The 19,446-nt window shown below is 64.4% G+C and carries 18 protein-coding genes and 1 pseudogene; 10 read left to right on the forward strand and 9 right to left on the reverse strand.

Annotation, left to right across the window (positions count from 1 at the left end; translation table 11 throughout):
• Positions 1 to 236 precede the first annotated feature (236 nt).
• From AWB75_RS15150 to AWB75_RS15160, 3 genes are all read left to right on the forward strand, one after another.
• A complete protein-coding gene (locus tag AWB75_RS15150) occupies positions 237 to 887 on the forward strand; it encodes a hypothetical protein (protein WP_061124910.1) in 651 nt (216 codons plus the stop codon).
• A gap of 30 nt (positions 888 to 917) precedes the next feature.
• Entirely contained in the window at positions 918 to 1,958 is a 1,041-nt protein-coding gene (locus tag AWB75_RS15155) for a LacI family DNA-binding transcriptional regulator (RefSeq protein WP_200822983.1), read from the forward strand.
• A gap of 79 nt (positions 1,959 to 2,037) precedes the next feature.
• Complete coding sequence (locus tag AWB75_RS15160) at positions 2,038 to 3,822, forward strand: IlvD/Edd family dehydratase (protein WP_061124912.1); 1,785 nt, start codon at positions 2,038 to 2,040, stop codon at positions 3,820 to 3,822.
• Positions 3,823 to 3,847: 25 nt separating this feature from the next.
• On the opposite strand, the gene AWB75_RS15165 is transcribed toward AWB75_RS15160, so the two are convergent.
• Complete coding sequence (locus AWB75_RS15165; protein ID WP_061124913.1) at positions 3,848 to 4,180, reverse strand: hypothetical protein; 333 nt, start codon at positions 4,178 to 4,180, stop codon at positions 3,848 to 3,850.
• Positions 4,181 to 4,747: 567 nt separating this feature from the next.
• Here AWB75_RS15165 and AWB75_RS15175 point away from each other — a divergent pair.
• The 7 genes from AWB75_RS15175 to AWB75_RS15205 are packed head-to-tail and all read left to right on the forward strand — an operon-like array spanning position 4,748 to position 13,240.
• Positions 4,748 to 6,373, forward strand: a complete 1,626-nt coding sequence (locus AWB75_RS15175; RefSeq protein WP_061124915.1) for a methyl-accepting chemotaxis protein — start codon at positions 4,748 to 4,750, stop codon at positions 6,371 to 6,373.
• Between the two features lie 15 nt (positions 6,374 to 6,388).
• Positions 6,389 to 6,859, forward strand: coding sequence for a chemotaxis protein CheW (locus tag AWB75_RS15180; protein WP_061124916.1), 471 nt, complete (start codon positions 6,389 to 6,391; stop codon positions 6,857 to 6,859).
• Positions 6,856 to 8,157 carry a CheR family methyltransferase gene (locus AWB75_RS15185; RefSeq protein WP_061124917.1) on the forward strand — a complete coding sequence of 434 codons (1,302 nt, stop codon included), beginning with the start codon at positions 6,856 to 6,858 and terminating at the stop codon, positions 8,155 to 8,157. The genes AWB75_RS15180 and AWB75_RS15185 overlap by 4 nt, the downstream gene beginning before the upstream one ends.
• Positions 8,154 to 8,849 (forward strand): chemotaxis protein CheW, encoded by a 696-nt coding sequence (locus AWB75_RS15190; protein ID WP_061124918.1) that lies wholly within the window; start codon positions 8,154 to 8,156, stop codon positions 8,847 to 8,849. The genes AWB75_RS15185 and AWB75_RS15190 overlap by 4 nt, the downstream gene beginning before the upstream one ends.
• Positions 8,846 to 11,107, forward strand: a complete 2,262-nt coding sequence (locus AWB75_RS15195; RefSeq protein ID WP_061124919.1) for a hybrid sensor histidine kinase/response regulator — start codon at positions 8,846 to 8,848, stop codon at positions 11,105 to 11,107. Before AWB75_RS15190 ends, AWB75_RS15195 begins: the two co-directional genes overlap by 4 nt.
• Positions 11,104 to 12,087 (forward strand): chemotaxis response regulator protein-glutamate methylesterase, encoded by a 984-nt coding sequence (gene cheB, locus AWB75_RS15200; RefSeq protein WP_061124920.1) that lies wholly within the window; start codon positions 11,104 to 11,106, stop codon positions 12,085 to 12,087. Before AWB75_RS15195 ends, cheB begins: the two co-directional genes overlap by 4 nt.
• 34 nt (positions 12,088 to 12,121) lie before the next feature.
• Positions 12,122 to 13,240 (forward strand): diguanylate cyclase, encoded by a 1,119-nt coding sequence (locus AWB75_RS15205; RefSeq protein ID WP_096031695.1) that lies wholly within the window; start codon positions 12,122 to 12,124, stop codon positions 13,238 to 13,240.
• A 37-nt stretch (positions 13,241 to 13,277) separates the two neighbouring features.
• On the opposite strand, the gene AWB75_RS15210 is transcribed toward AWB75_RS15205, so the two are convergent.
• The 8 genes and pseudogenes from AWB75_RS15210 to clcA form a co-directional block, all read right to left on the reverse strand.
• Positions 13,278 to 13,898 carry a hypothetical protein gene (locus AWB75_RS15210; protein WP_061124921.1) on the reverse strand — a complete coding sequence of 207 codons (621 nt, stop codon included), beginning with the start codon at positions 13,896 to 13,898 and terminating at the stop codon, positions 13,278 to 13,280.
• 2 nt (positions 13,899 to 13,900) lie between these two features.
• Positions 13,901 to 14,878: a DUF2515 family protein gene (locus AWB75_RS15215; RefSeq protein WP_235012112.1), complete on the reverse strand. Its 978-nt coding sequence runs from the start codon at positions 14,876 to 14,878 to the stop codon at positions 13,901 to 13,903.
• 271 nt (positions 14,879 to 15,149) lie between these two features.
• A pseudogene (locus AWB75_RS38505) lies at positions 15,150 to 15,314 on the reverse strand (IS3 family transposase); the annotation flags it as partial.
• 24 nt (positions 15,315 to 15,338) lie between these two features.
• Entirely contained in the window at positions 15,339 to 15,500 is a 162-nt protein-coding gene (locus tag AWB75_RS15220; protein ID WP_008352793.1) for a DUF1328 family protein, read from the reverse strand.
• 254 nt (positions 15,501 to 15,754) lie between these two features.
• The gene (locus AWB75_RS37715; protein WP_159462783.1) at positions 15,755 to 15,922 is read right to left on the reverse strand and encodes a hypothetical protein; all 168 of its coding nucleotides are present in this window, start codon (positions 15,920 to 15,922) and stop codon (positions 15,755 to 15,757) included.
• A gap of 300 nt (positions 15,923 to 16,222) precedes the next feature.
• Positions 16,223 to 16,837, reverse strand: coding sequence for a LysE family translocator (locus AWB75_RS15225; RefSeq protein WP_061124922.1), 615 nt, complete (start codon positions 16,835 to 16,837; stop codon positions 16,223 to 16,225).
• A gap of 134 nt (positions 16,838 to 16,971) precedes the next feature.
• A complete protein-coding gene (locus AWB75_RS15230) occupies positions 16,972 to 18,000 on the reverse strand; it encodes an aldo/keto reductase (RefSeq protein WP_061124923.1) in 1,029 nt (342 codons plus the stop codon).
• Between the two features lie 70 nt (positions 18,001 to 18,070).
• The gene (clcA, locus tag AWB75_RS15235) at positions 18,071 to 19,414 is read right to left on the reverse strand and encodes a H(+)/Cl(-) exchange transporter ClcA (RefSeq protein WP_061125047.1); all 1,344 of its coding nucleotides are present in this window, start codon (positions 19,412 to 19,414) and stop codon (positions 18,071 to 18,073) included.
• Positions 19,415 to 19,446: the final 32 nt, after the last annotated feature.

Below are 19,446 nucleotides of genomic sequence, written 5' to 3' on the forward strand. Positions count from 1 at the left end.
AAACGACTCCACGCCGATGATAGTGCGGATACCCGTGTGAAAGTAGGTAATCGTCAGGCTCCTCATGCCCTAACGCCAAAACCCCACCCCGCAAAGGTGGGGTTTTTGCGTTGGGGCGCGCGGTTTGCATCACCGAAGCTCATTCCCTCGCGATGCCTTCTCCGATTGCGCAGTTTCTGTCGGTAAAATGGCATCGAAAGGTTGTACCCATCATGCCGACCCTTCCCGGAGCGCATATGAGAACGAGCCTGTTGATTGCTGCCGTCAGTGCCACGTTGCTTGTCGCGGCTTGCGGTAAAAAGAACGATGCAAGCGAGTCCAGCCTGGGCGACGCGATTTCCGCCGACATGAAAACCAACCGCGGCTTGCTATGCCTGAATCGGAGCGGCCGAGGCCCATACGCATTTCCGTCGGTGTATGGCAACCGGGACCTCAACGAATACTCGTCCGCGGCCTTGCGCGAACAACTCGCTGCGCTCGAAAAAAGCGGCCTCATCGCCCGTGCGACCACGACACCGGCGAACGCCAACACCAACGCCAAACAAAACGGGATCGCATACAGCCTGACGGGCGAAGGGCAAAAGTATGCGGTGGAGACGGCCAGGACCCCCGGCGATCCCAGCGCCACGAACGATCCGCGCGCGTGGATGCTTTGCTACGCGCACGTCAAGCTGGGTAAGGTCGTCGCCTGGACGGAGCCCGATCCGACCGCGCATCGCTCGGACGTCACTTACACCTATAAGCTCGAAAACGTGGCTCCGTGGGCCGATGATCGCGACATCAAACGCGCTTTCCCCGAAGTGACCGCGGCGGACCGCGAAGCCGGCGAAGCCAAGCTCCACCTGATCCTGGAACAGCGCGAAGACGGCTGGGTGCGAGTCGACTGAGACCGCTGACTCAACACCGAAAGCCAACGCATGCCGCCATCCCTCTTTGATCCTTCCGCCGGCCCGCCGCGCATGTCCGACGTCGCGCGTCTCGCCGGCGTTTCGAAGATGACCGTATCGCGCGTGCTCGCCGGCCACAGCGTCGCGCTGGCGACGCGCGAGCGCGTGCAGAAGGCGATCGACGAACTCGGCTATGTCGCCGATGCCGCCGCGGGCGCGTTATCGTCGGGACGTTCGGAATTCGTCGCCGTGCTGGTGCCGTCGCTCGCGAGCTCCAACTTCTCCGACACCGTGCGCGGGCTTTCCGCGTCGCTGGAGCCGCACGGCCTGCAATTGCTGATCGGCGACACGGACTACCATCTGGATCGCGAGGAGCGGCTGGTGCGCTCCATGCTGCGTCATCAGCCGCGCTGCATCGCGCTGACCGGCTCACGTCATACAGATGCGACGCGCACGCTGCTGCGTCGCTCGGCCGTGCCCGTCGTGGAGATGTGGGACGCGCCCTCCGATCCGATCGATGCCGCCGTCGGCTTTTCGAACGTCAGCGCTGCGCGCGAGATGGTGCGCTATCTCGCGGATCGCGGCTACGAGCGCATCGGTTTCATCGGCGGGGCGAGCGAACTGGATCGTCGCGGACTGGATCGCCTGAAGGGATTTCGCGCGCAGATGAAGGCACTCGGTCTCGACGACGAGCGCATCATTCGTCTCGGCGACTCTCCGATCACGATGAGTCACGGCGGCCCGGCGATGGCCGCGCTGCTCGAAGCCTGGCCCGACACGCAGGCCGTGATGTGCGTGAGCGACATGTCCGCGTTCGGCGCGATAATGGAATGTCACCGGCGCGGCCTTGCGGTGCCGGACGATATCGCCGTTGCGGGCTTCGGCAATTTCGAAGTCGCGGCGTGTTGCACGCCATCTATCACGACGGTCTCCGTCGACGCATACGGCATCGGCTTGCGCACCGGCGCGACCTTGCTCGCCGCGCTAGACGCGCGGGAACAGGGCATCGTGGGGCCTTCCGGCAAGCGCGTGCGCGTGGCCTATTCCGTGATACCGCGCGAAAGCGCGTGAGCCGAAGTCAAACTGCGATTGCGTGCTAACATCGATCGAAATGTTACCGGTAACGCCACTATAAACAGGGAGACACCCCATGCCCCAACAGAATCCGAAGCGCCTGCGCAGCCAGGAATGGTTCGACGATCCCTCGCATGCCGACATGACCGCGCTCTACGTCGAACGCTTCATGAATTACGGCCTCACGCGTGAGGAATTGCAGTCGGGCCGCCCGATCATCGGTATTGCGCAGACGGGCAGCGACCTCGCGCCGTGCAATCGTCATCACATCGAGCTTGCTGCGCGCACGAAAGCCGGCATTCGCGATGCAGGCGGCATCCCGATGGAGTTTCCCGTACATCCGCTCGCGGAGCAGAGCCGCCGTCCGACCGCCGCGCTCGATCGCAATCTGGCGTATCTCGGCCTCGTCGAAATCCTGCATGGCTTTCCGCTCGATGGCGTCGTGCTCACCACCGGTTGCGACAAAACCACGCCCGCGTGTCTGATGGCGGCGGCCACCGTCGACATGCCCGCGATCGTGCTCTCGGGCGGTCCGATGCTCGACGGCTGGTACGAAGGCAAGCGAGTCGGCTCCGGCACGGTCATCTGGCATGCGCGCAATCTGCTTGCGGCGGGCGAGATCGATTACGAAGGCTTCATGCGACTGACGACTGCCTCGTCGCCGTCCATCGGCCATTGCAACACGATGGGCACTGCGCTTTCGATGAACAGTCTGGCCGAAGCGCTCGGCATGTCGCTGCCGACGTGCGCGAGCATTCCCGCCGCGTATCGCGAGCGCGGGCAGATGGCGTATGCGACGGGCAAGCGCATCGTCGACATGGTGCGTGAAGATGTAAAACCGTCGCAGATCATGACGCGCGATGCGTTCATCAACGCGATCGTGGTGGCTTCCGCGCTCGGTGCATCGACGAACTGCCCGCCGCATCTGATCGCCATTGCGCGGCACATGGGCATCGACCTGAGTCTCGAGGACTGGCAGCGTCATGGCGAGCAAGTGCCGCTTATCGTGAACTGCATGCCCGCGGGTGAGTATCTCGGCGAGAGCTTTCATCGCGCGGGCGGTGTGCCTGCGGTCATCAGGCAACTCGACGCGGCGGGGCTCATCAACCGCGAATGCCTGACCGTATCGGGCCGCACGATCGGCGAGATCGCGAGCGACGCGCCCGCGGCCGACCACGAAGTCATCCGCACGGCGGACGATCCGTTGAAACACGGTGCGGGCTTCATGGTGTTGTCGGGCAACTTCTTCGATAGCGCCATCATGAAGATGTCGGTCGTCGGTGAGGCGTTCACGAAGACCTATCTGAGCGAGCCCGGCGCGGAGAACACGTTCGAGGCGCGCGCGATCGTATTCGATGGCCCAGAGGACTATCACGCGCGCATCAACGATCCCGCGCTGGACATCGACGAGCATTGCATTCTCGTGATTCGCGGTTGCGGCACGGTCGGTTATCCGGGCAGCGCGGAAGTCGTGAACATGGCGCCGCCCGCCGAGCTCATCAAGCGCGGCATCGATTCGCTGCCTTGCATGGGCGACGGAAGGCAGAGTGGCACGTCCGCGAGCCCGTCGATTCTCAACATGTCGCCGGAAGCGGCCGTCGGCGGCGGCCTCGCGCTTTTGCGCACGAACGACAAAATTCGCGTCGACCTCAACGCGCGCAGCGTGAACGTGTTGCTCGACGAAGCCGAGCTGGAAAGCCGTCGCGGGCAATCCGCATTCGCCGTGCCGGTGGCGCAGACGCCGTGGCAGGAGTTGTACCGGCAGACGGTGGGGCAGTTGTCGACCGGCGGATGCCTTGAACCCGCGACGCTGTATCTGAAGGTGATCGAAGAGCGCGGCAATCCGCGTCATTCGCACTAAGCGAGCCGCAAGGTCCTACGCCATCTCATATGCGCGCGTCACGCCGACGCGCTAGCTTCGTCGTCGGCTTGAGCGTCGGCATCGTGCCGCTTTCGATGTGATGCTGCACGGCGTCCGCGGCTTCGTGGTAACCGCGTTCATCGAGCCAGTGCCAGACCGCCGCGAGAAAGAGGCCCAGCCCGGCATGCCCGCAATGCGCGATGACCCCGGCGATGCCTTCCGCGAGCGCCTCGTCGCGTCCTTCCGGCCGCATCGCGCTGGCCACGTGCGATGCGGAGCGCGACACCAGCATCGCGTGCATCGTATGCAATTGCGGGTTGAAGGTGCGTACTGCGTGTTCTCTTTGACTGCTGCCCATGAAGCCCCCGTCTGTGACGCTGGCGGGCTACGCGCTCGAATGCGATGACCGCATCGAAACAACAAGCGCGCGCCGCGATTGGTTTTTCGAAAGCGCTTATTCTTCTCGGCGCCGGGGCGAGTCAATGCAAGAAGCGGGCCGAGTCGCGCTTCTTGTCCGAACATCGGCCTGTCTCGCCTTATGCGGCGCGGCGGCGTCCGTTTGCGAACCATCGGCGAAAAAATCGCGCAAAAACGGGTTCGCATGCATTTCGTACAATCGAAGCCCCGTTGCGGCATGCCTTTGCTCAAAACATGCACCTTTTGTCTTCTTTATCAGCCCACGCGCTCATGCGACGCTCCCACAACCGGCCTGCTCGCGGACGCGTTCACCGCGCTGAAACACGGTGAAATGATTCGCCTCGATACGCCGAGCTCAAGCGCGGCCACAATCGGCCGATAACACGGACTGGCAGCGCGGCTTCTACGCGCCGAAATTCATCCTACAATTGAGACGCCTCATCGTCGAGGCGCGCTCGTGGTTGCGCGCGTTCCGCAATCGACTTCATTCACTGATAGGGCTCATCGCGTGAAGCAACTGTCCATTCGCCATCGCATTCTGGCCAGCTTCGGCATCATTCTTTCGCTGATGCTCGTCATGGCTGCACTGTCGTACACGCTGCTCGGCGGTATCGACCGCGAGGCGAAGAGCCTCGAAGACGATTCGATGCTCGGCTTCGCGCTGTCCAACGATCTGCGTGCCGCCTGGTTCGAGAACTACACGATCACGCAGCGGCTCGTGTTCATCGACAAAGACGCGGAGCAGACGCGCCGGGACACGCAGCGTCTCGCCGAAACGCGCGCAACGCTCGACAAGTTGATGGACGCCTACGTGCCCACCATCTTCGAAGAAGACGATCGCCGTCTCTTCAACGATTTCAAGCGCCAGCGCGATCTCTACGTCCCGATTCAGGACCAGACGCTGCGCGAACTCGGGAGCTCGAAAGACGCGGCCGTCGCGACGTTCAACACGCGCCTCACGCCGGCATGGGAAGCGGGACAGAGCGCGACACGCGCGCTCGTCGATCACAACGGGACCTTCAACGCGAAGTCGATCGAGAGCATTCGTGGCTCCGTGCAGAAGTCGGAAGTCACGCTCGTCGTCATCATGCTGGCCGCGATCGCGGCGGCGGCGGTGCTGGGCCTGATGCTGATGAGAGCGCTGACCGTGCCGATGCTGCGCATGGTCGATGTCGTCGACAGGATGCGCACGGGCGACTTCACGCAGCGTCTCGCACTCGCGCGCCGCGACGAATTCGGCACGCTGGAAGCGGGCTTCAACCGCATGACCGACGAACTCACGGGCCTCGTCAGCCAGGCGCAGAAATCGGCGGTGCAGGTGACGACGTCGGTGTCGGAGATTGCCGCGACCGCGCGCGAGCAGCAGGCCACCGCCAGCGAAACCGCCGCGACGACGACGGAAATCGGCGCGACATCGCGTGAGATCTTCGCGACCGCGCGCGATCTGGTACGCACGATGAACGAAGTGTCGGGTGTCGCGGAGCAGTCGGCGACGCTCGCGGGAACCGGTCAGGCGGGACTCACGCGCATGGAAGAAACCATGCGCCTCGTGATGGAAGCGGCGGGCTCGGTGAACGGCAAGCTCGCGATCCTGAACGAGAAGGCGGGCAACATCAATCAGGTCGTCGCGACCATCACCAAAGTCGCGGATCAGACCAATCTGCTCTCGCTGAACGCGGCGATCGAAGCCGAGAAGGCCGGCGAATACGGGCGCGGCTTCGCGGTCGTCGCGACGGAAATTCGCCGTCTCGCGGATCAGACGGCCGTCGCCACGTTCGATATCGAGCAGATGGTAAAGGAGATTCAATCGGCGGTCGCGGCGGGCGTGATGGGCATGGACAAATTTTCCGAGGAAGTGCGCCGCGGCATGCTCGACGTGCAGCAGGTCGGCGGGCAGTTGTCGCAGATCATCCATCAGGTGCAGACGCTCGCGCCGCGCGTGTCGATGATCAACGAAGGCATGCAGACGCAGGCCACCGGCGCGGACCAGATTTCGCAGGCGCTGTCGCAATTGTCGGAAGCCGCGCAGCAGACGGCGGAATCGCTGCGCCAGTCGACGCAGGCGATCGACGATCTCACGCATGTCGCCAACGGCCTGCGCACGGGCGTATCGCGTTTCAAGGTGGCTGCTTAATCAAGGCGCGCCGCGATGCTCTTCGTCCAGTTCTCGCTCGGCTCCGACCGCTATCTGCTCGACACCGCGCAGATCGAGCGCATGTTGCCGCTCGCGCCGCTGAAGGCGCTGCCGGGCGCACCCGCGTGGGTTGCGGGCGTGCTCGATTACGAAGGCGCCAGCGTGCCCGTGATCGACATCGCGGCGCTTGCGCTCGCGCGTGCATCGCATGAAAGACTGTCGACGCGGCTCGCGCTCGTCGCTTATGCCCGGCGTGACGAAGAGGGCGTGACGACGCATCATCGGCTCGGTCTTCTGCTCGAACAGGCGACGCGCACGGTCACGTTCGATGCCGCTTCGTTCAGCGGTGCGGGCATCGACACGCCGCACGCGCGCTATCTCGGCCCGCTCACGCGCGACGATTCGGGGCTGCTGCAATGGGTGCGCATCGAGCATTTGTTGCCCGATGACGTGCAGGCGCTGCTTTTCGCCGGGAGCGCGGCATGAGCGCGCTGCCGAGTGCTTTCGCCAACGAGTCATCCGGCATCGGCCGCTTCATCGAGTTGCTGCATCGGACGATCGGTCTCGATGCCGAGTCGATCGGCGCGAATTCGGTGTCGCGCGCGGTGCGCGAGCGTTACACCCTGTGGCGCGATCGCGACGGCGGCACGCTCGACGATTACTATCGCGCGGTCGTGCAAGACCCGTCGCGCATGCAGGAGCTGATCGAAGCGGTGGTCGTGCCGGAAACATGGTTTTTCCGCGATCCCGAAGCCTTCGCCGCGCTCGCGCGTCTTGCGCGCGTGCGTCTGCACGAACGTCCCGCGAAGCCCGTTCGCGTGCTGAGCGCGCCGTGCTCGACGGGCGAGGAAGCCTATACGGTCGCGATGGCCCTGATCGAAGCGGGCATGCCAACCGATCGCTTCACGATCGATGCGATCGACGTGAGCGAGCGCGCGCTCGCGATCGCACGACGCGCGCATTACGGGCGCAACCCGTTTCGCGGACGCGCGCTCGACTTTCGCGACCGGCATTTCCGCGCAGCCGATGGCGGCTGGCAACTCGATCCCGCCGTCGCGCAAAGCGTGCGCTTTTCGCAGGCGAATCTGCTGCAACTCGACTCGCACGCGTTCGAGCGCTTCGATTTCATTCTGTGCCGCAACGTGCTGATCTATTTCGATCGCGACACGCAGTGTGCCGTGCTGCGCGTGCTCGACGGACTGCTCGCGCACGGCGGCACGCTGTTCGTCGGTCCGGCGGAGACGGGGCTTCTGATGCGCGAGGGCATGAGTTCCGCGAACATTCCGCTCGCGTTCGCGTTCAATCGGCCCGAGCGCGCGAGTGCGAATGTCTTCAACGGCACGTGGCCGGGCGTGCCCGTCGTGAAGACGCCACCGCCGTTCGTCTTGCCTGCGTGGGCGAGCGCGCCGCCTGTCGTTCGTGCGATGCCCGTCGTTGCCAAGCCGCGCGAAGTAGCGCCCGTGCAAGTCGAGCCGATGAAGAGTCTCGCAGAGGCGCGCTCATTCGCCGATGCCGGTCGGCTCGACGCCGCCGCGCTCGCCGCGCGCGACCATCTGCGCGCGCATCCGTCGAGCGCGGATGCTTACTATCTGCTCGGCGTCATCGCCGACGCGCGCGGCGAGCAGCATGAATCGCGCGGACATTATCGTCGCGCGCTGTATCTCGATCCCGCGCATCGCGAAGCGCTCACGCATCTCGCCGCGTGCCTTTCGCTCGACGGCGATGAAAGCGGCGCGCGTCTGTTGCTCGCGCGCGCGGAACGCGTCACAGGGAGCGCGCGATGAACGCCCGCGACATCAAGATCACGATCAATATCGACGATTGCTGGAACCGCATCGGTGTGCGCGGCGATGCGTCGTGCCCGAAGCTCGAACGCTACGTGCATTGCCGCAATTGCCCGGCGCACGATGAAGCCGCGTCGCGCGTGCTCGATCGCGTGGAAGCGCGCACGACGATCGTCACATCGGCGAATATCAGGCGCGACGACAGCGAAGCCGACACGCTCTCCTGTCTCGTGTTTCGCATCGGCGGTGAATGGCTTGGACTGCCAACTAATGTTTGCGCGCAAGTGGCGCAACTGCGTCCGGTGCATTCGCTGCCGCATCGGCGACATCGGGCGGTGCTGGGCGTCGCGAACGTGCGCGGACGGCTGATCGTGTGCGCGTCGCTGGCGCGGCTCTTCGGCATCGAAGCAAGCGAAAGCGCCATGAAAAACGTGTCGATCGATGCCCGCGAGCTCGGACGTCTCATCGTCATGCAGCGCGGCAACGGCGAGCACGAAGGACCGATCGCCTTTCCCGCCGATGCCGTCGATGGCGTGCATCGCTTCACGCGCGCGCAACTTCAACCGGTGCCCGCGACGCTCGCGCAACGCCTGTCGTCGCACGCGCATGCGGTCGCCGCATTCAAGGACGCGACCGTCGGCCTGCTCGACGCGGATCGCCTCTTCGACAGCGTGAACCGGAGTCTCGCATGACGAGCATCGATCCCGGCCGCTCGTCGCTGCTCGAGCTCTTTCGGGAAGAGGCGCGCGGCCAGGCGCAGATTCTTTCCGATGGGCTCATCGCGCTGGAACGCGCGCCGCGCGATCCCGTCACGCTCGAAGCGTGCATGCGCGCCGCGCATTCGCTGAAGGGCGCGGCGCGCGTGGTCGGCGTGCCAGTCGGCGTGACGCTCGCGCATGTGATGGAAGATTGCTTCGTCGCGGCGCAGGAAGGGCGCGTCGTGCTCGATGCGGGCCATATCGACATGTTGTTGCGCGGCGTCGATCTGATCGTGCAGATCGGCGAGGCGCGCGACATCGACGCGCAGACGGCGCTCGAACGCGAAGTGGATACGTTCGTCGAATCGCTCAATGCGCGTCTCGAAGGCAAGGCGGCTTTGCCCGAAGTGGCGCCCGATCTTACGCAAGAACTCACGCTGGCGGCAGCGGCAGAAGAAGCGCCTGAGCCAGCCGCCATGCCGTCACGCACGAACGATGCGCGCATGCTGCGCATGCGCGCCGACACGCTCGACCGTCTGCTCAGTCATTCGGGCGAATCGCTCGTCGAATCGCGCTGGCTGAAGCCGTTTTCTCAGTCGATGCTGCGTGTGAAGCGCATCCAGCACGACGCGAGCCGCGCGCTCGACCGTCTGCATGAAACGCTGACCGAGACGACCGCCGTGCAACTCGATGCGCGCGCCCGCGCATCGCTCGACGAAGTGCGCCGTCTCACGGCGGAAGCGCATCGACAACTGAGCGAGCGGCTCGCGGAACTGGAAAACTTCGATCGCCGTTCGACGCATCTCGCGCAGCAGATCTACGACGAAGCGCTCGCGTGCCGCATGCGTCCTTTCGTCGATGCGACGGGCGGCTTCGCGCGCATGGTGCGCGATGTCGCGCGCGGGCTCGGCAAGGATGTCCGCCTCGTCATCGCGGGCGAGACGACGCAAGTGGACCGCGACATTCTCGATCTGCTCGACGCGCCGCTCGGCCATCTGTTGCGCAACGCCGTCGATCACGGCATCGAAGAGCCGTCGCTGCGCCGCGCGCTGGGCAAGCCCGAAACCGGCACGATCACGCTCGAAGCGCGTCATAGCGCGGGCTCGCTCTTCATCAGCGTGTCCGACGATGGCGCGGGCGTCGATCTCGATGGTCTGCGCCGCGCGGTCGTGCGCAAGCAGCTCGCGAACGAAGAAACCGCCGCGCGTCTCACCGAAGCCGAGTTGCTCGAATTCCTCTTCCTGCCGGGCTTCACGATGCGCGATGCCGTCACCGATGTATCGGGCCGCGGCGTCGGGCTCGATGCGGTGCAGGACGTGGTGCGGCAGGTGCGCGGCAGCGTGCGCGTGACGCAGGAAGCGCACGCGGGCACGCGTTTCACCTTGCAACTGCCGCTGACGCTGTCGGTGATCCGCAGCCTGATCGTGGAGGTGGCGGGCGAGCCTTACGGCCTGCCGCTCGCGCATGTCGCGCGCACGCACGTGCTGCCCGCGAGCGCCATCGATACGCTCGAAGGCCAGCAGCATTTCTCGTTCGATGGCAAGCGCGTGGGCCTCGTCACCGCGCATCAGATCCTGCAGACAGCCGCGTTCGAAGCGGCGAGCGATGCGCTCAATGTCGTCGTCATCGGGCAGGGCGCGGCGAGTTACGGCATCGTCGTGGACCGCTTTCTCGGCGAGCGCATGCTCGTCGTGCAGCCGCTCGACAAGCGGCTCGGCAAGGTGCGCAACATCGCGGCGGGCGCGCTGATGGAGAACGGCGATCCGCTGCTCATCGCCGATCCCGACGACTGGCTGCGTTCCGTCGAAAAGCTCGTCGGCAGCGGCGAGCTCGGGCGCGTGAGCGCAAGTGCGGCGCGTGCGAGCGTCGCGAGCGCGAAGCGCGTGCTCGTCGTCGACGATTCGCTGACCGTGCGCGAGCTCGAACGCAAGCTGCTCGCGTCGCGTGGCTATGACGTGTCGGTCGCGGTCGATGGCATGGATGGCTGGAACGCCGTGCGCGGCGCGGATTTCGATCTCGTCATCACCGATATCGACATGCCGCGTCTCGATGGCATCGAGCTCGTCACGCTCATCAAGCGCGATGCGCACCTGAGCGCGATGCCCGTGATGATCGTGTCGTACAAGGATCGCGCGGAAGACCGTCAGCGCGGCCTCGACGCGGGCGCGGACTACTATCTCGCGAAGGGCAGCTTTCACGATCAGGCGCTCATCGACGCGGTGCGCGATCTGATCGGCGAGGCAAGATCATGAAGATCGGCATCGTCAACGATGTGCCTTTGGCAGTCGAAGCGTTGAGGCGCGCGCTTGCGGCGCGGCCCGACTTCGAGATCGCATGGATCGCGCACGACGGCCAGCAGGCCATCGACTACTGCGCGGCGCACACGCCCGATGTCGTGTTGATGGATCTCGTGATGCCGAACGTCGATGGCGTGCAGGCGTCGCGGACCATCATGGCGCGCTCGCCGTGCGCGATTCTCGTCGTGACCGTCGATGTCGGCGCGAACGCGTGGCGCGTCTATGAAGCGATGGGCGCGGGCGCGCTCGACGCCGTCGATACGCCCGCGCTCGCCGGCAGCGATGCGCGTCGCGGCGCGGCGGCGCTGATCGCGAAGATCGATCAGATCGGCGCGCGGCTCGCCTCGTCGGGCGTGTCGATTCCGCTAGAAAGCGCAGCGTGTATGGTCGCGATCGGCGCATCGGCGGGCGGACCGTCGGCGCTCGCGACCGTGCTCGGCGCGTTGCCGAAGGACTTCGCCGCGGCAATCGTCATCGTGCAGCACGTGGACCGCGCGTTCGCCGAGGGCATGGCGCAGTGGCTCGATGCGCAATCGGCGCTGCCGGTGCGCGTCGCGCGCGAAGGCGACAAGCCCGCGCCTGGCGTCGTGCTGCTCGCCGCGACCAACGATCATCTGCATTTCACCGATGCCGCGCGCCTCGGCTACACCGCGCATCCCGAGCAATTGCCTTACCGGCCTTCCGTCGACGTGTTCTTTCAGAGCGTGACCGAGCGCTGGACCGGACGCGCGCTCGGCGTGCTGCTGACCGGCATGGGCCGCGACGGCGCGATCGGCCTGAAGGCGATGCGCGCGAAGGGTTGTCACACGATCGCGCAGGACGAGGCGACGAGCGCCGTCTACGGCATGCCGAAGGCCGCGGCCGCGCTCGATGCGGCCGTCTCGATACTGCCGCTGCCGCGCATCGCCGATGCGATCGCCAGGGCATTCGACTGACATCATCGAACAATCATCGACCAAGGACACGTTCATGGAATTTCCTCATCCCGACCCGCTGGCCGAACGCGCGAAGCGGGCGGCGGCAGCGGCCGCGGCGAGCATCGAGCGCGCGGGCACGCGTGCGATGGCGGACGAGCGCGCCGTGTCCGAGCTGCTCGCGGCCGCGCTGAACGCGCCGCCCGCCGCCGAACTGCCGGTGATGGTGCTCCTCGTTGACGATCAGGCGATCATCGCGGAAGCATTGCGCCGCGCGCTCGCGGAAGAGACGAACGTCGATCTGCATTACTGCGCGAATCCGGAAGAGGCGTTGCGCACCGCGCAGGAAACCCGGCCCACGGTGATCCTGCAAGACCTCGTGATGCCCGGCGTCGACGGTCTCACGCTCGTGCGGCAGTATCGCGAGCATCCGGCGACGCGCGATATCCCGATCATCGTCCTCTCGACGAAGGAAGAGCCGCGCATCAAGAGCGCGGCATTTGCTGCGGGCGCGAACGATTATCTGGTGAAGCTGCCCGATACGATCGAACTCGTCGCGCGTGTGCGCTATCACTCGCGTTCGTATCAGAACCTGTTGCAGCGCGACGAGGCGTATCACGCGCTGCGTCAGTCGCAGCAGAAGCTGCTCGAAACGAATCTGGAATTGCAGCGCCTGACGCATTCGGACGGCTTGACGGGTTTGTCGAACCGTCGTCGTCTGGACGATTACCTGAACGCGGAATGGCGCCGTTCGGCGCGCGAGCATGCGCCCATCGGCTTTCTGATGATCGATGTCGATAACTTCAAGTCATACAACGATACCTATGGCCACGTCGCTGGCGATGACGTGCTGAAGCTCATCGCGCATACGATCGAATCGAGTCTCACCAGCCCCACCGATCTCGCGGCGCGCTTCGGCGGCGAGGAGTTCGCGGTGGTGGTGCTGTCGACGTCGGCGCCGGGGTTGCGCCTGCTCGGCGAGAAGATTCGCATCGCGGTGGAATCGCTCAACGTGCCGCATAGCGGTTCGGCGAGCGGGCGCGTGACGATCAGCATCGGCGGCGCGACGCAAACGGCGATGCGCGAGGATGCGTCGAAGCAGATCGTCGAGGCGGCGGATCTCGCGCTTTATCGTGCGAAGAGGGATGGGAAGAATCGGGTGATCATTACTTGAATGGATGATTTTTCCCAGTTCGATTCTGTCTTTCTATTCATTCACCAGGCCGGTCTGTCCAGAATGGACGCATGAATTCGAGTTTGACCAGATAGCGCTCCTTACCCGGCTGCTGGGGAATCGCCGCACACCCGATACTCAGCGCGACCTGGTATTTCTCGCCGCCGTTCCAGACAGACATCGGAAAGTTGCACTCACGGAGCGCACGCCGCAATTCAGGCTTGTCCTCGATAGGACGCATCCCGCTGTATTGAAAGGGTTGCCACCCGCCGCGCCGGAACTGTCCCTGAAGCTGCGCCACAATCGCCATCGCCTCATCCAGTGGCAGCGGTTCCCGTTGTGGCGAAAGATAGACGGAGGCGATGTCGGAGTTCTCAGGACCATCGAATGTCATGCCCAGAAATACAGACGGCGGCGTCACAAAACCATACACGGGGTCATCAAAGCGAACCTTTGCAATCACAGTCGCCAGCGACCGCCACGCCGCTTCTCGATCCGGCAAAACGGGCCCGGAGCGCTGGCGCACTTGCTCATACGGTTCACCGAGTCGCAGCACAATCTCGCTAACGGGCTTGCACCACGCGTAGATCTGATATGCAAGGGCAATCAACAAAATCACTTTGAGCGCCAATAGGAATCGTTTTGTGGCTCGTAACATGATTACCTCCGATGAGCGAGGAGGTAGAGGGAGTTTTCCACATCGTATTTCTTCAGCGGATCGTGAAGTAACTGATCGAAGCGTGCAGCTGCTTCCATGACAAACTGCATGCGCCGTGAAGGATCAGCAATATTCGCCAACGGCTCCCTGCTGAAAGGCACCTGAGCGGCGTTGTTCCCCCTTACCGTGCATTGGCTGGCGAGCGTTAGCTGAACCTCCCGAGCTGAGCCAGTAGGAATATGAGTAGCCCAGGCAAGCTGATTGCCTCGCATCAACAGTGCAAACTCCGGCTTGTCGTACATGGCAGGCTGCAATATGTTGATCTGCTCATGCCACGCCAGCAGCCGGACGCCCTCGTTGACGTTGCCACTCTCGATGGCGGTAAACGCGGCAATTACCTGTTCCCACACCTTGCCGAACTCGATTTCACCTCTGAGCGGCCAATTCACCTCGGCTTGGATGGCCTTCCGTAGCGGATAGCACTTCTTGAAGCGCTCGAGCCCAAATGCTTCGTAAAACTTGTGCAGCGGCCAGATCTCCAGGAACAGCGCCGTGTTGCCCATTGCCATCATGCTGTATACGTTGATCGCGCCTTCTCCCATCGCCTGATCTTGCATCGGCATGCGGGGGCTGCCATACGGCGACATGCGCTCCAGCGCCGAGGCGTTGCGGTCCCAGCGCTGATAGGCCTCGCGCTGACGGTTGGACTTCTGAATCATCTCGGCGGCGTTGAGCAGGCCGCAACCTACTTGCTTCGAGGCGAATGATGCCAGCCCTGCCCACTGGAAACGCCGGTCCTCCCACCACAGTTGCGCATAGGCAGCGTTGATGGCCCTGTTGCGTGCGATCGGATCGCCTGCGGACGCGATCTTTTCAGCCTGCTTCTGCAAGTTGCGCCAGCATCGAATGCAATCCTGCATATCCTCTTCGGCCTTGCGCCTCGCGGCTTCTTCCTCTTCCTTCCAGTTGGGGTAACACACGGGGCAGCGCTTGTTGTCGCACTTGGGATACGCACTCGACACGATCAAACACTCATTTACGGTAGTTTATTGGTTGGCGATCCTGAAGGACCACCGACCAACATACCGCCCTGATGGATGCGATTCGTGGATTTTTGTTGCCCATAAGGGTAGACATGAGCGCACCCACATTGCGTGAGGCGGTCTATGCCCCGAGCGCGAGTTACCGTCGATGGGGGATGAGGTTCGCTCGATCTGTCGCCTTCCACAGGTCCCGAGCGAGATGTCCGAGATGTTGCAGCACGCCGAGCGCGGGGCGGCGACGGAACTCTGCCATCGTCAGCGCATCGGTCACGAGGGCCGGCCGTCAAGCGTGCCATGACGGACCAGCCCCGACCTTGCGGTCAAACAGGTCCGGCGTGACCGTTAGATACAGGCAGCCTTCTTCGATCCAGATTTACGTGATGCCGCAGCCGATCCCTCATCGCCTGAACACCCCGAGCAGCAGCGTCGCGAGAAAGATCACGATAAAGATAAAGAACAGAATCTTGGCGATTTCCGCCGCGCCCGTTGCGATTCCGCCGAAGCCGAAGACGGCCGCAATGATCGCGATGATGAAGAAGATGACAGCGTAACGAAGCATGAAGCCCTCCCGTGGGGAACGGTTGATCGATTGATTCGCACGCGGACTGATGCCGCCGCCGCTTCGCTCATCAGGTGTTCACCGCGCGTACATCGCCTTGGCTTCTGGCCAGTGCTCCGCGCGGCATGTCGCTTAAAGCAACGGCCGTGCCCAACGCATTGGGCGCGCGCCGTTGCAAAAACGCCGCAAAACCCATCGGGCATTGCGGCGTCGCGGATCGCGCCTCCACCGGCGCGACGGCCCGGCTGTCGAGGCTAACGGCCTAGTGTGCGATCGGAGTCGGAATCATCGTCGTCGTCTTCGTCGTCGACGTTGCTGAGCGCATCCGGCAGGTTGTTCTCCAATTCATCGCGTTCGATCTGATCAGCCAGGTCGAGGGATTTGCGCGTGGCGGGACCGGATGGGCGATTGGCTCCAGACATGGCGTACTCCTTGGACAGATTTCAAAGCCGCACCGACGATTCGGTGCGAACCAACGGACTAGCAAGGCATGTACGCGCCGGGCTGAAAACGCCGCCTTAAAGGATCGCTTAAGGATCACGCGATCGTTCGGGCAGCATGGTGGACGAACATCGTTGATGAGAAAGAAACGCAGTCCCAATCTTGCAAGCGGGACGGCAGATTTTGCGTGCCGGCGCGAAAGGTCAGTATGCACCCGGTCGGGCGTCGAGGCAAAGAGGGTGCGCGCTTTTCGCCCAGACGCGCTTTCACCCCGTTGGCCATCACGCAAAGAAATGGGCGACGATCGGATACAGCGAGAGCACGAGCAGCGCGGCCATCGTGATATTGAAGACGCGCAGCCAGCGCGGGTTCGCGAGAAACCGCCGCAGCGACATGCCGAACGCCGCCCACATCGTGATGCACGGCAATCCGATCACGACTAGCACCAGCGCCATCAACGCCGCATTCAGCGAGAGGCTCGCGTGCAGATGGATGGTCGTCGCGGCGGTGAGCACCATCATCCACGCTTTGGGATTGATCCACTGAAACGCGATCGCTTCGTGAAAGCGCATCGGGCGCGCCTGGCCGTCGCGCATCTGCACCGACGACGACGTGCCGATCTTCCAGGCCAGATAAAGCAGATACGCGACGCTCGCCGCCTCAAGCGCGGCATACAGCCACGGCAGGCGCTCGAAGGCCTGCGCCAGCCCTAGGCCCACCGCGATCATCAGGATCGCCATGCCCGCGCTGATGCCAAGCACATGCGGCACGGTGCGCTTCAGGCCGAAATTCAGACCCGAGGCCAGCAGCATCGTGTTGTTCGGGCCGGGCGTGATCGTCGTCACCAGCGCGAAGAGCGCGGCGGCGGGCAGGGCGTTCAGAAGATCGACGGACATGGCGCGCTCCGGTGCAAAAGGACTCGATGAGCGCCAAGTGTACGGGAGCGGTCCGGTACAGTGCCGGTACAGATTGCGGGAAGGTTTCCGGTACGGTGTCGGGAAAGGACCTCTTCCCGACACGCGCATGCGCCTCAGACCGGGAAGGGATTCCGCTCGGCGAACCCTTGCTGATGCCAGTAGGGATACGCCGGCCGCATCGTGCTCGCTTCGTCGAGCTTCCTCACCTGCTCGGGCGTCAGATTCCACCCGACCGCACCGAGGTTCTGCCGAAGCTGCTCTTCGTTTCGCGCGCCGATCAACACCGTTGCGACCGTCGGACGCTGCAGCAGCCAGTTGAGCGCGATCTGCGGCACCGTCTTGCCGGTTTCCTCCGCGATGGCGTCGAGCGCATCGACGACTCGGTACAGATAGTCATCCAGCACCTGCGGCCCCATGTCGGCGGTCTTATGCAGGCGGCTCGTTTCCGGCAGCGGCGCGCCGCGACGGATCTTGCCCGTGAGACGTCCCCAGCCGAGCGGACTCCACACGATCGCGCCGACGCCCTGATCGAGCCCGAGCGGCATCAGCTCCCATTCGTAATCGCGGCCGATGAGCGAGTAGTACGTCTGATTCGCGACATAGCGCGGATAACCATAGCGGTCGGCCACGTCGAGCGATTTCTGCAGATGCCAGCCCGAAAAATTCGACACGCCCGTGTAGCGGATCTTGCCCGCGCGCACGAGATCGTCGAGTGTGGAAAGCGTCTCTTCGACGGGCGTTTTCGCATCGAAGCCATGTAGCTGGAACACGTCGATGTAATCCGTCTGCAGGCGTTCGAGCGCCGCGTTCACGGCCCGGATGAGATGAAAGCGCGACGAGCCGACCGCGTTCGGGTCGTTCTGATCGAAGCGGAACGTCGCCTTGGTCGAGACGATGACTTTGTCGCGACGTCCCTTGAGGGCTTCGCCGAGTATCGATTCCGAGGCGCCGCGCGAGTAGACGTCGGCGGTATCGAACATCGTGACGCCCGCATCGAGACAAATGTCGACGAGCTTGCGCGCTTCGCTCACGTCGGTCTCGCCCCAGGCCTTGAAGAAATCGCCCTTGCCGCCAAAGGTGCCGGTGCCGAAGCTCAGAACGGGAACCCTGAAGCCCGAAGCGCCGAGATGTCGATATTCCATTGCTTGTCCTCGTGGATGAAGTCGGTCCATCGACGAGACTACCGCAACGGCTCAGCGCGTGCAGCGCGCGCTAGCGGTGTTTCGCCGCGCGCTCGCCGAGCGTGTCATAGATCGGCGGCACGCGCAGCAGCATCGGCACGATCATCGCGGTGAAGCAGGCGGTGAGCATCGGCAGAAGCAAGGAGAAGCTCGCGGTCATCTCCGTGACGAGCACGATGCCCGTGACCGGCGCGCGCACCACCGCGACGAAGAACGCCGCCATGCCGACCACCGCGAACGTGCCCGTGTCTCCGGTGGCGGGCGCCATGCCGGGGAACCAGTCGAGACACACGCGGCCGAACACGAGGCCCGTTTGCGCGCCGAGCGCGAGCATCGGCGCGAAGATGCCGCCGGGCGTGCCCGCCGCATACGATAGCGGGCCCACGATGAAGCGCAGCGCGAACATCGCCGTTACACCCAGAAGCGTGCCCCTGCCGAGCAGCGCCTGTTCGGTCAGCGCGTCGCCGCCGCCGGCGAGGTGTGGCGCAAACCACGCGAGCAGGCCGATCGCCACGCCGACTACCGCCGCGCGAATGGTCGCATGCCTGACCGAGTGGGGCGGCGCGAGCGCATCGGCGACATCGAGCGTCCAGATGATCAGGCGGCTATAGAGCGCGCCGAGCAGGCCCAGCAGCGCGCCGAGCAGGAGATGCGCGCCGGTCATCGCGAAGCCGGGAAACGGTTGCGCCGGCAAATGAAAGTCGGGCAGATCGCCGTGCAGGAGCCGCGCCATCGCGATTGCGCCCGCCGATGCGCCGAGCGCCGCGACCGCCGTGCGCGTATCGAAACGGCGCATCAGTTCTTCGAGCACGAACACAGCGCCCGCGATCGGCGCGTTGAAAGCGGTTGCGAGCCCCGCGCCCGCGCCCGCCGCGAGCAGCACGCGGCAATCAACGGCATTGCGTCTGAAGAACGTGCCGAGCGCATGCGCGATCGATGCGCCCATCTGCACGGTCGGGCCTTCGCGTCCGAGCGCGAGCCCCGCGCCGATGGCGAGCACGCCGCCCACGAACTTGATCGGAATGAGGATGAGCGGCGCAGGCGGCAATCTGCCGTGCAGCACCGCCTCGGCATGCGGAATGCCGCTGCCGCTCGCCATCGGCGCGAAGCGTGCGACGAGCCACGCGGCGAGCGCGGCGGCGGCCGACGCCGCGAGCACTACGAGCACCATAAGCACGATGGCGGCATCGTGCCCCGCATGCCCCCACGCGATGAACGCGTTGCGCCAGATATCGGCGCGTTCGAGCGCGAAGCGAAAGAGCACGCCTGTCGTTCCCGTCACGGCGCCGACGACGATCGACGCCGCCGCGAGCGGAACGAGTCCTGCGCGCTCGTCGTTCTCGATGTTCACTTCGGTGACTTCGTTATCGTTCATCGCGCATGTCGCTCCGGAATCGGCGTGTATCG

Source organism: Caballeronia catudaia (assembly GCF_001544755.2).
Lineage (GTDB): Bacteria > Pseudomonadota > Gammaproteobacteria > Burkholderiales > Burkholderiaceae > Caballeronia > Caballeronia catudaia.

What these genes read in the sequence shown, in the direction of transcription:
- AWB75_RS15150 (WP_061124910.1), top strand. Translation starts at nt 237, where the DNA reads ATGAGAACGAGCCTGTTGATTGCTGCCGTCAGTGCCACGTTGCTTGTC.
- AWB75_RS15155 (WP_200822983.1), top strand. Translation starts at nt 918, where the DNA reads ATGCCGCCATCCCTCTTTGATCCTTCCGCCGGCCCGCCGCGCATGTCC.
- AWB75_RS15160 (WP_061124912.1), top strand. Translation starts at nt 2,038, where the DNA reads ATGCCCCAACAGAATCCGAAGCGCCTGCGCAGCCAGGAATGGTTCGAC.
- AWB75_RS15165 (WP_061124913.1), bottom strand. Translation starts at nt 4,180, where the DNA reads ATGGGCAGCAGTCAAAGAGAACACGCAGTACGCACCTTCAACCCGCAA.
- AWB75_RS15180 (WP_061124916.1), top strand. Translation starts at nt 6,389, where the DNA reads ATGCTCTTCGTCCAGTTCTCGCTCGGCTCCGACCGCTATCTGCTCGAC.
- AWB75_RS15185 (WP_061124917.1), top strand. Translation starts at nt 6,856, where the DNA reads ATGAGCGCGCTGCCGAGTGCTTTCGCCAACGAGTCATCCGGCATCGGC.
- AWB75_RS15190 (WP_061124918.1), top strand. Translation starts at nt 8,154, where the DNA reads ATGAACGCCCGCGACATCAAGATCACGATCAATATCGACGATTGCTGG.
- AWB75_RS15195 (WP_061124919.1), top strand. Translation starts at nt 8,846, where the DNA reads ATGACGAGCATCGATCCCGGCCGCTCGTCGCTGCTCGAGCTCTTTCGG.
- cheB (WP_061124920.1), top strand. Translation starts at nt 11,104, where the DNA reads ATGAAGATCGGCATCGTCAACGATGTGCCTTTGGCAGTCGAAGCGTTG.
- AWB75_RS15205 (WP_096031695.1), top strand. Translation starts at nt 12,122, where the DNA reads ATGGAATTTCCTCATCCCGACCCGCTGGCCGAACGCGCGAAGCGGGCG.
- AWB75_RS15210 (WP_061124921.1), bottom strand. Translation starts at nt 13,898, where the DNA reads ATGTTACGAGCCACAAAACGATTCCTATTGGCGCTCAAAGTGATTTTG.
- AWB75_RS15220 (WP_008352793.1), bottom strand. Translation starts at nt 15,500, where the DNA reads ATGCTTCGTTACGCTGTCATCTTCTTCATCATCGCGATCATTGCGGCC.
- AWB75_RS37715 (WP_159462783.1), bottom strand. Translation starts at nt 15,922, where the DNA reads ATGTCTGGAGCCAATCGCCCATCCGGTCCCGCCACGCGCAAATCCCTC.
- AWB75_RS15225 (WP_061124922.1), bottom strand. Translation starts at nt 16,837, where the DNA reads ATGTCCGTCGATCTTCTGAACGCCCTGCCCGCCGCCGCGCTCTTCGCG.
- AWB75_RS15230 (WP_061124923.1), bottom strand. Translation starts at nt 18,000, where the DNA reads ATGGAATATCGACATCTCGGCGCTTCGGGCTTCAGGGTTCCCGTTCTG.
- clcA (WP_061125047.1), bottom strand. Translation starts at nt 19,414, where the DNA reads ATGAACGATAACGAAGTCACCGAAGTGAACATCGAGAACGACGAGCGC.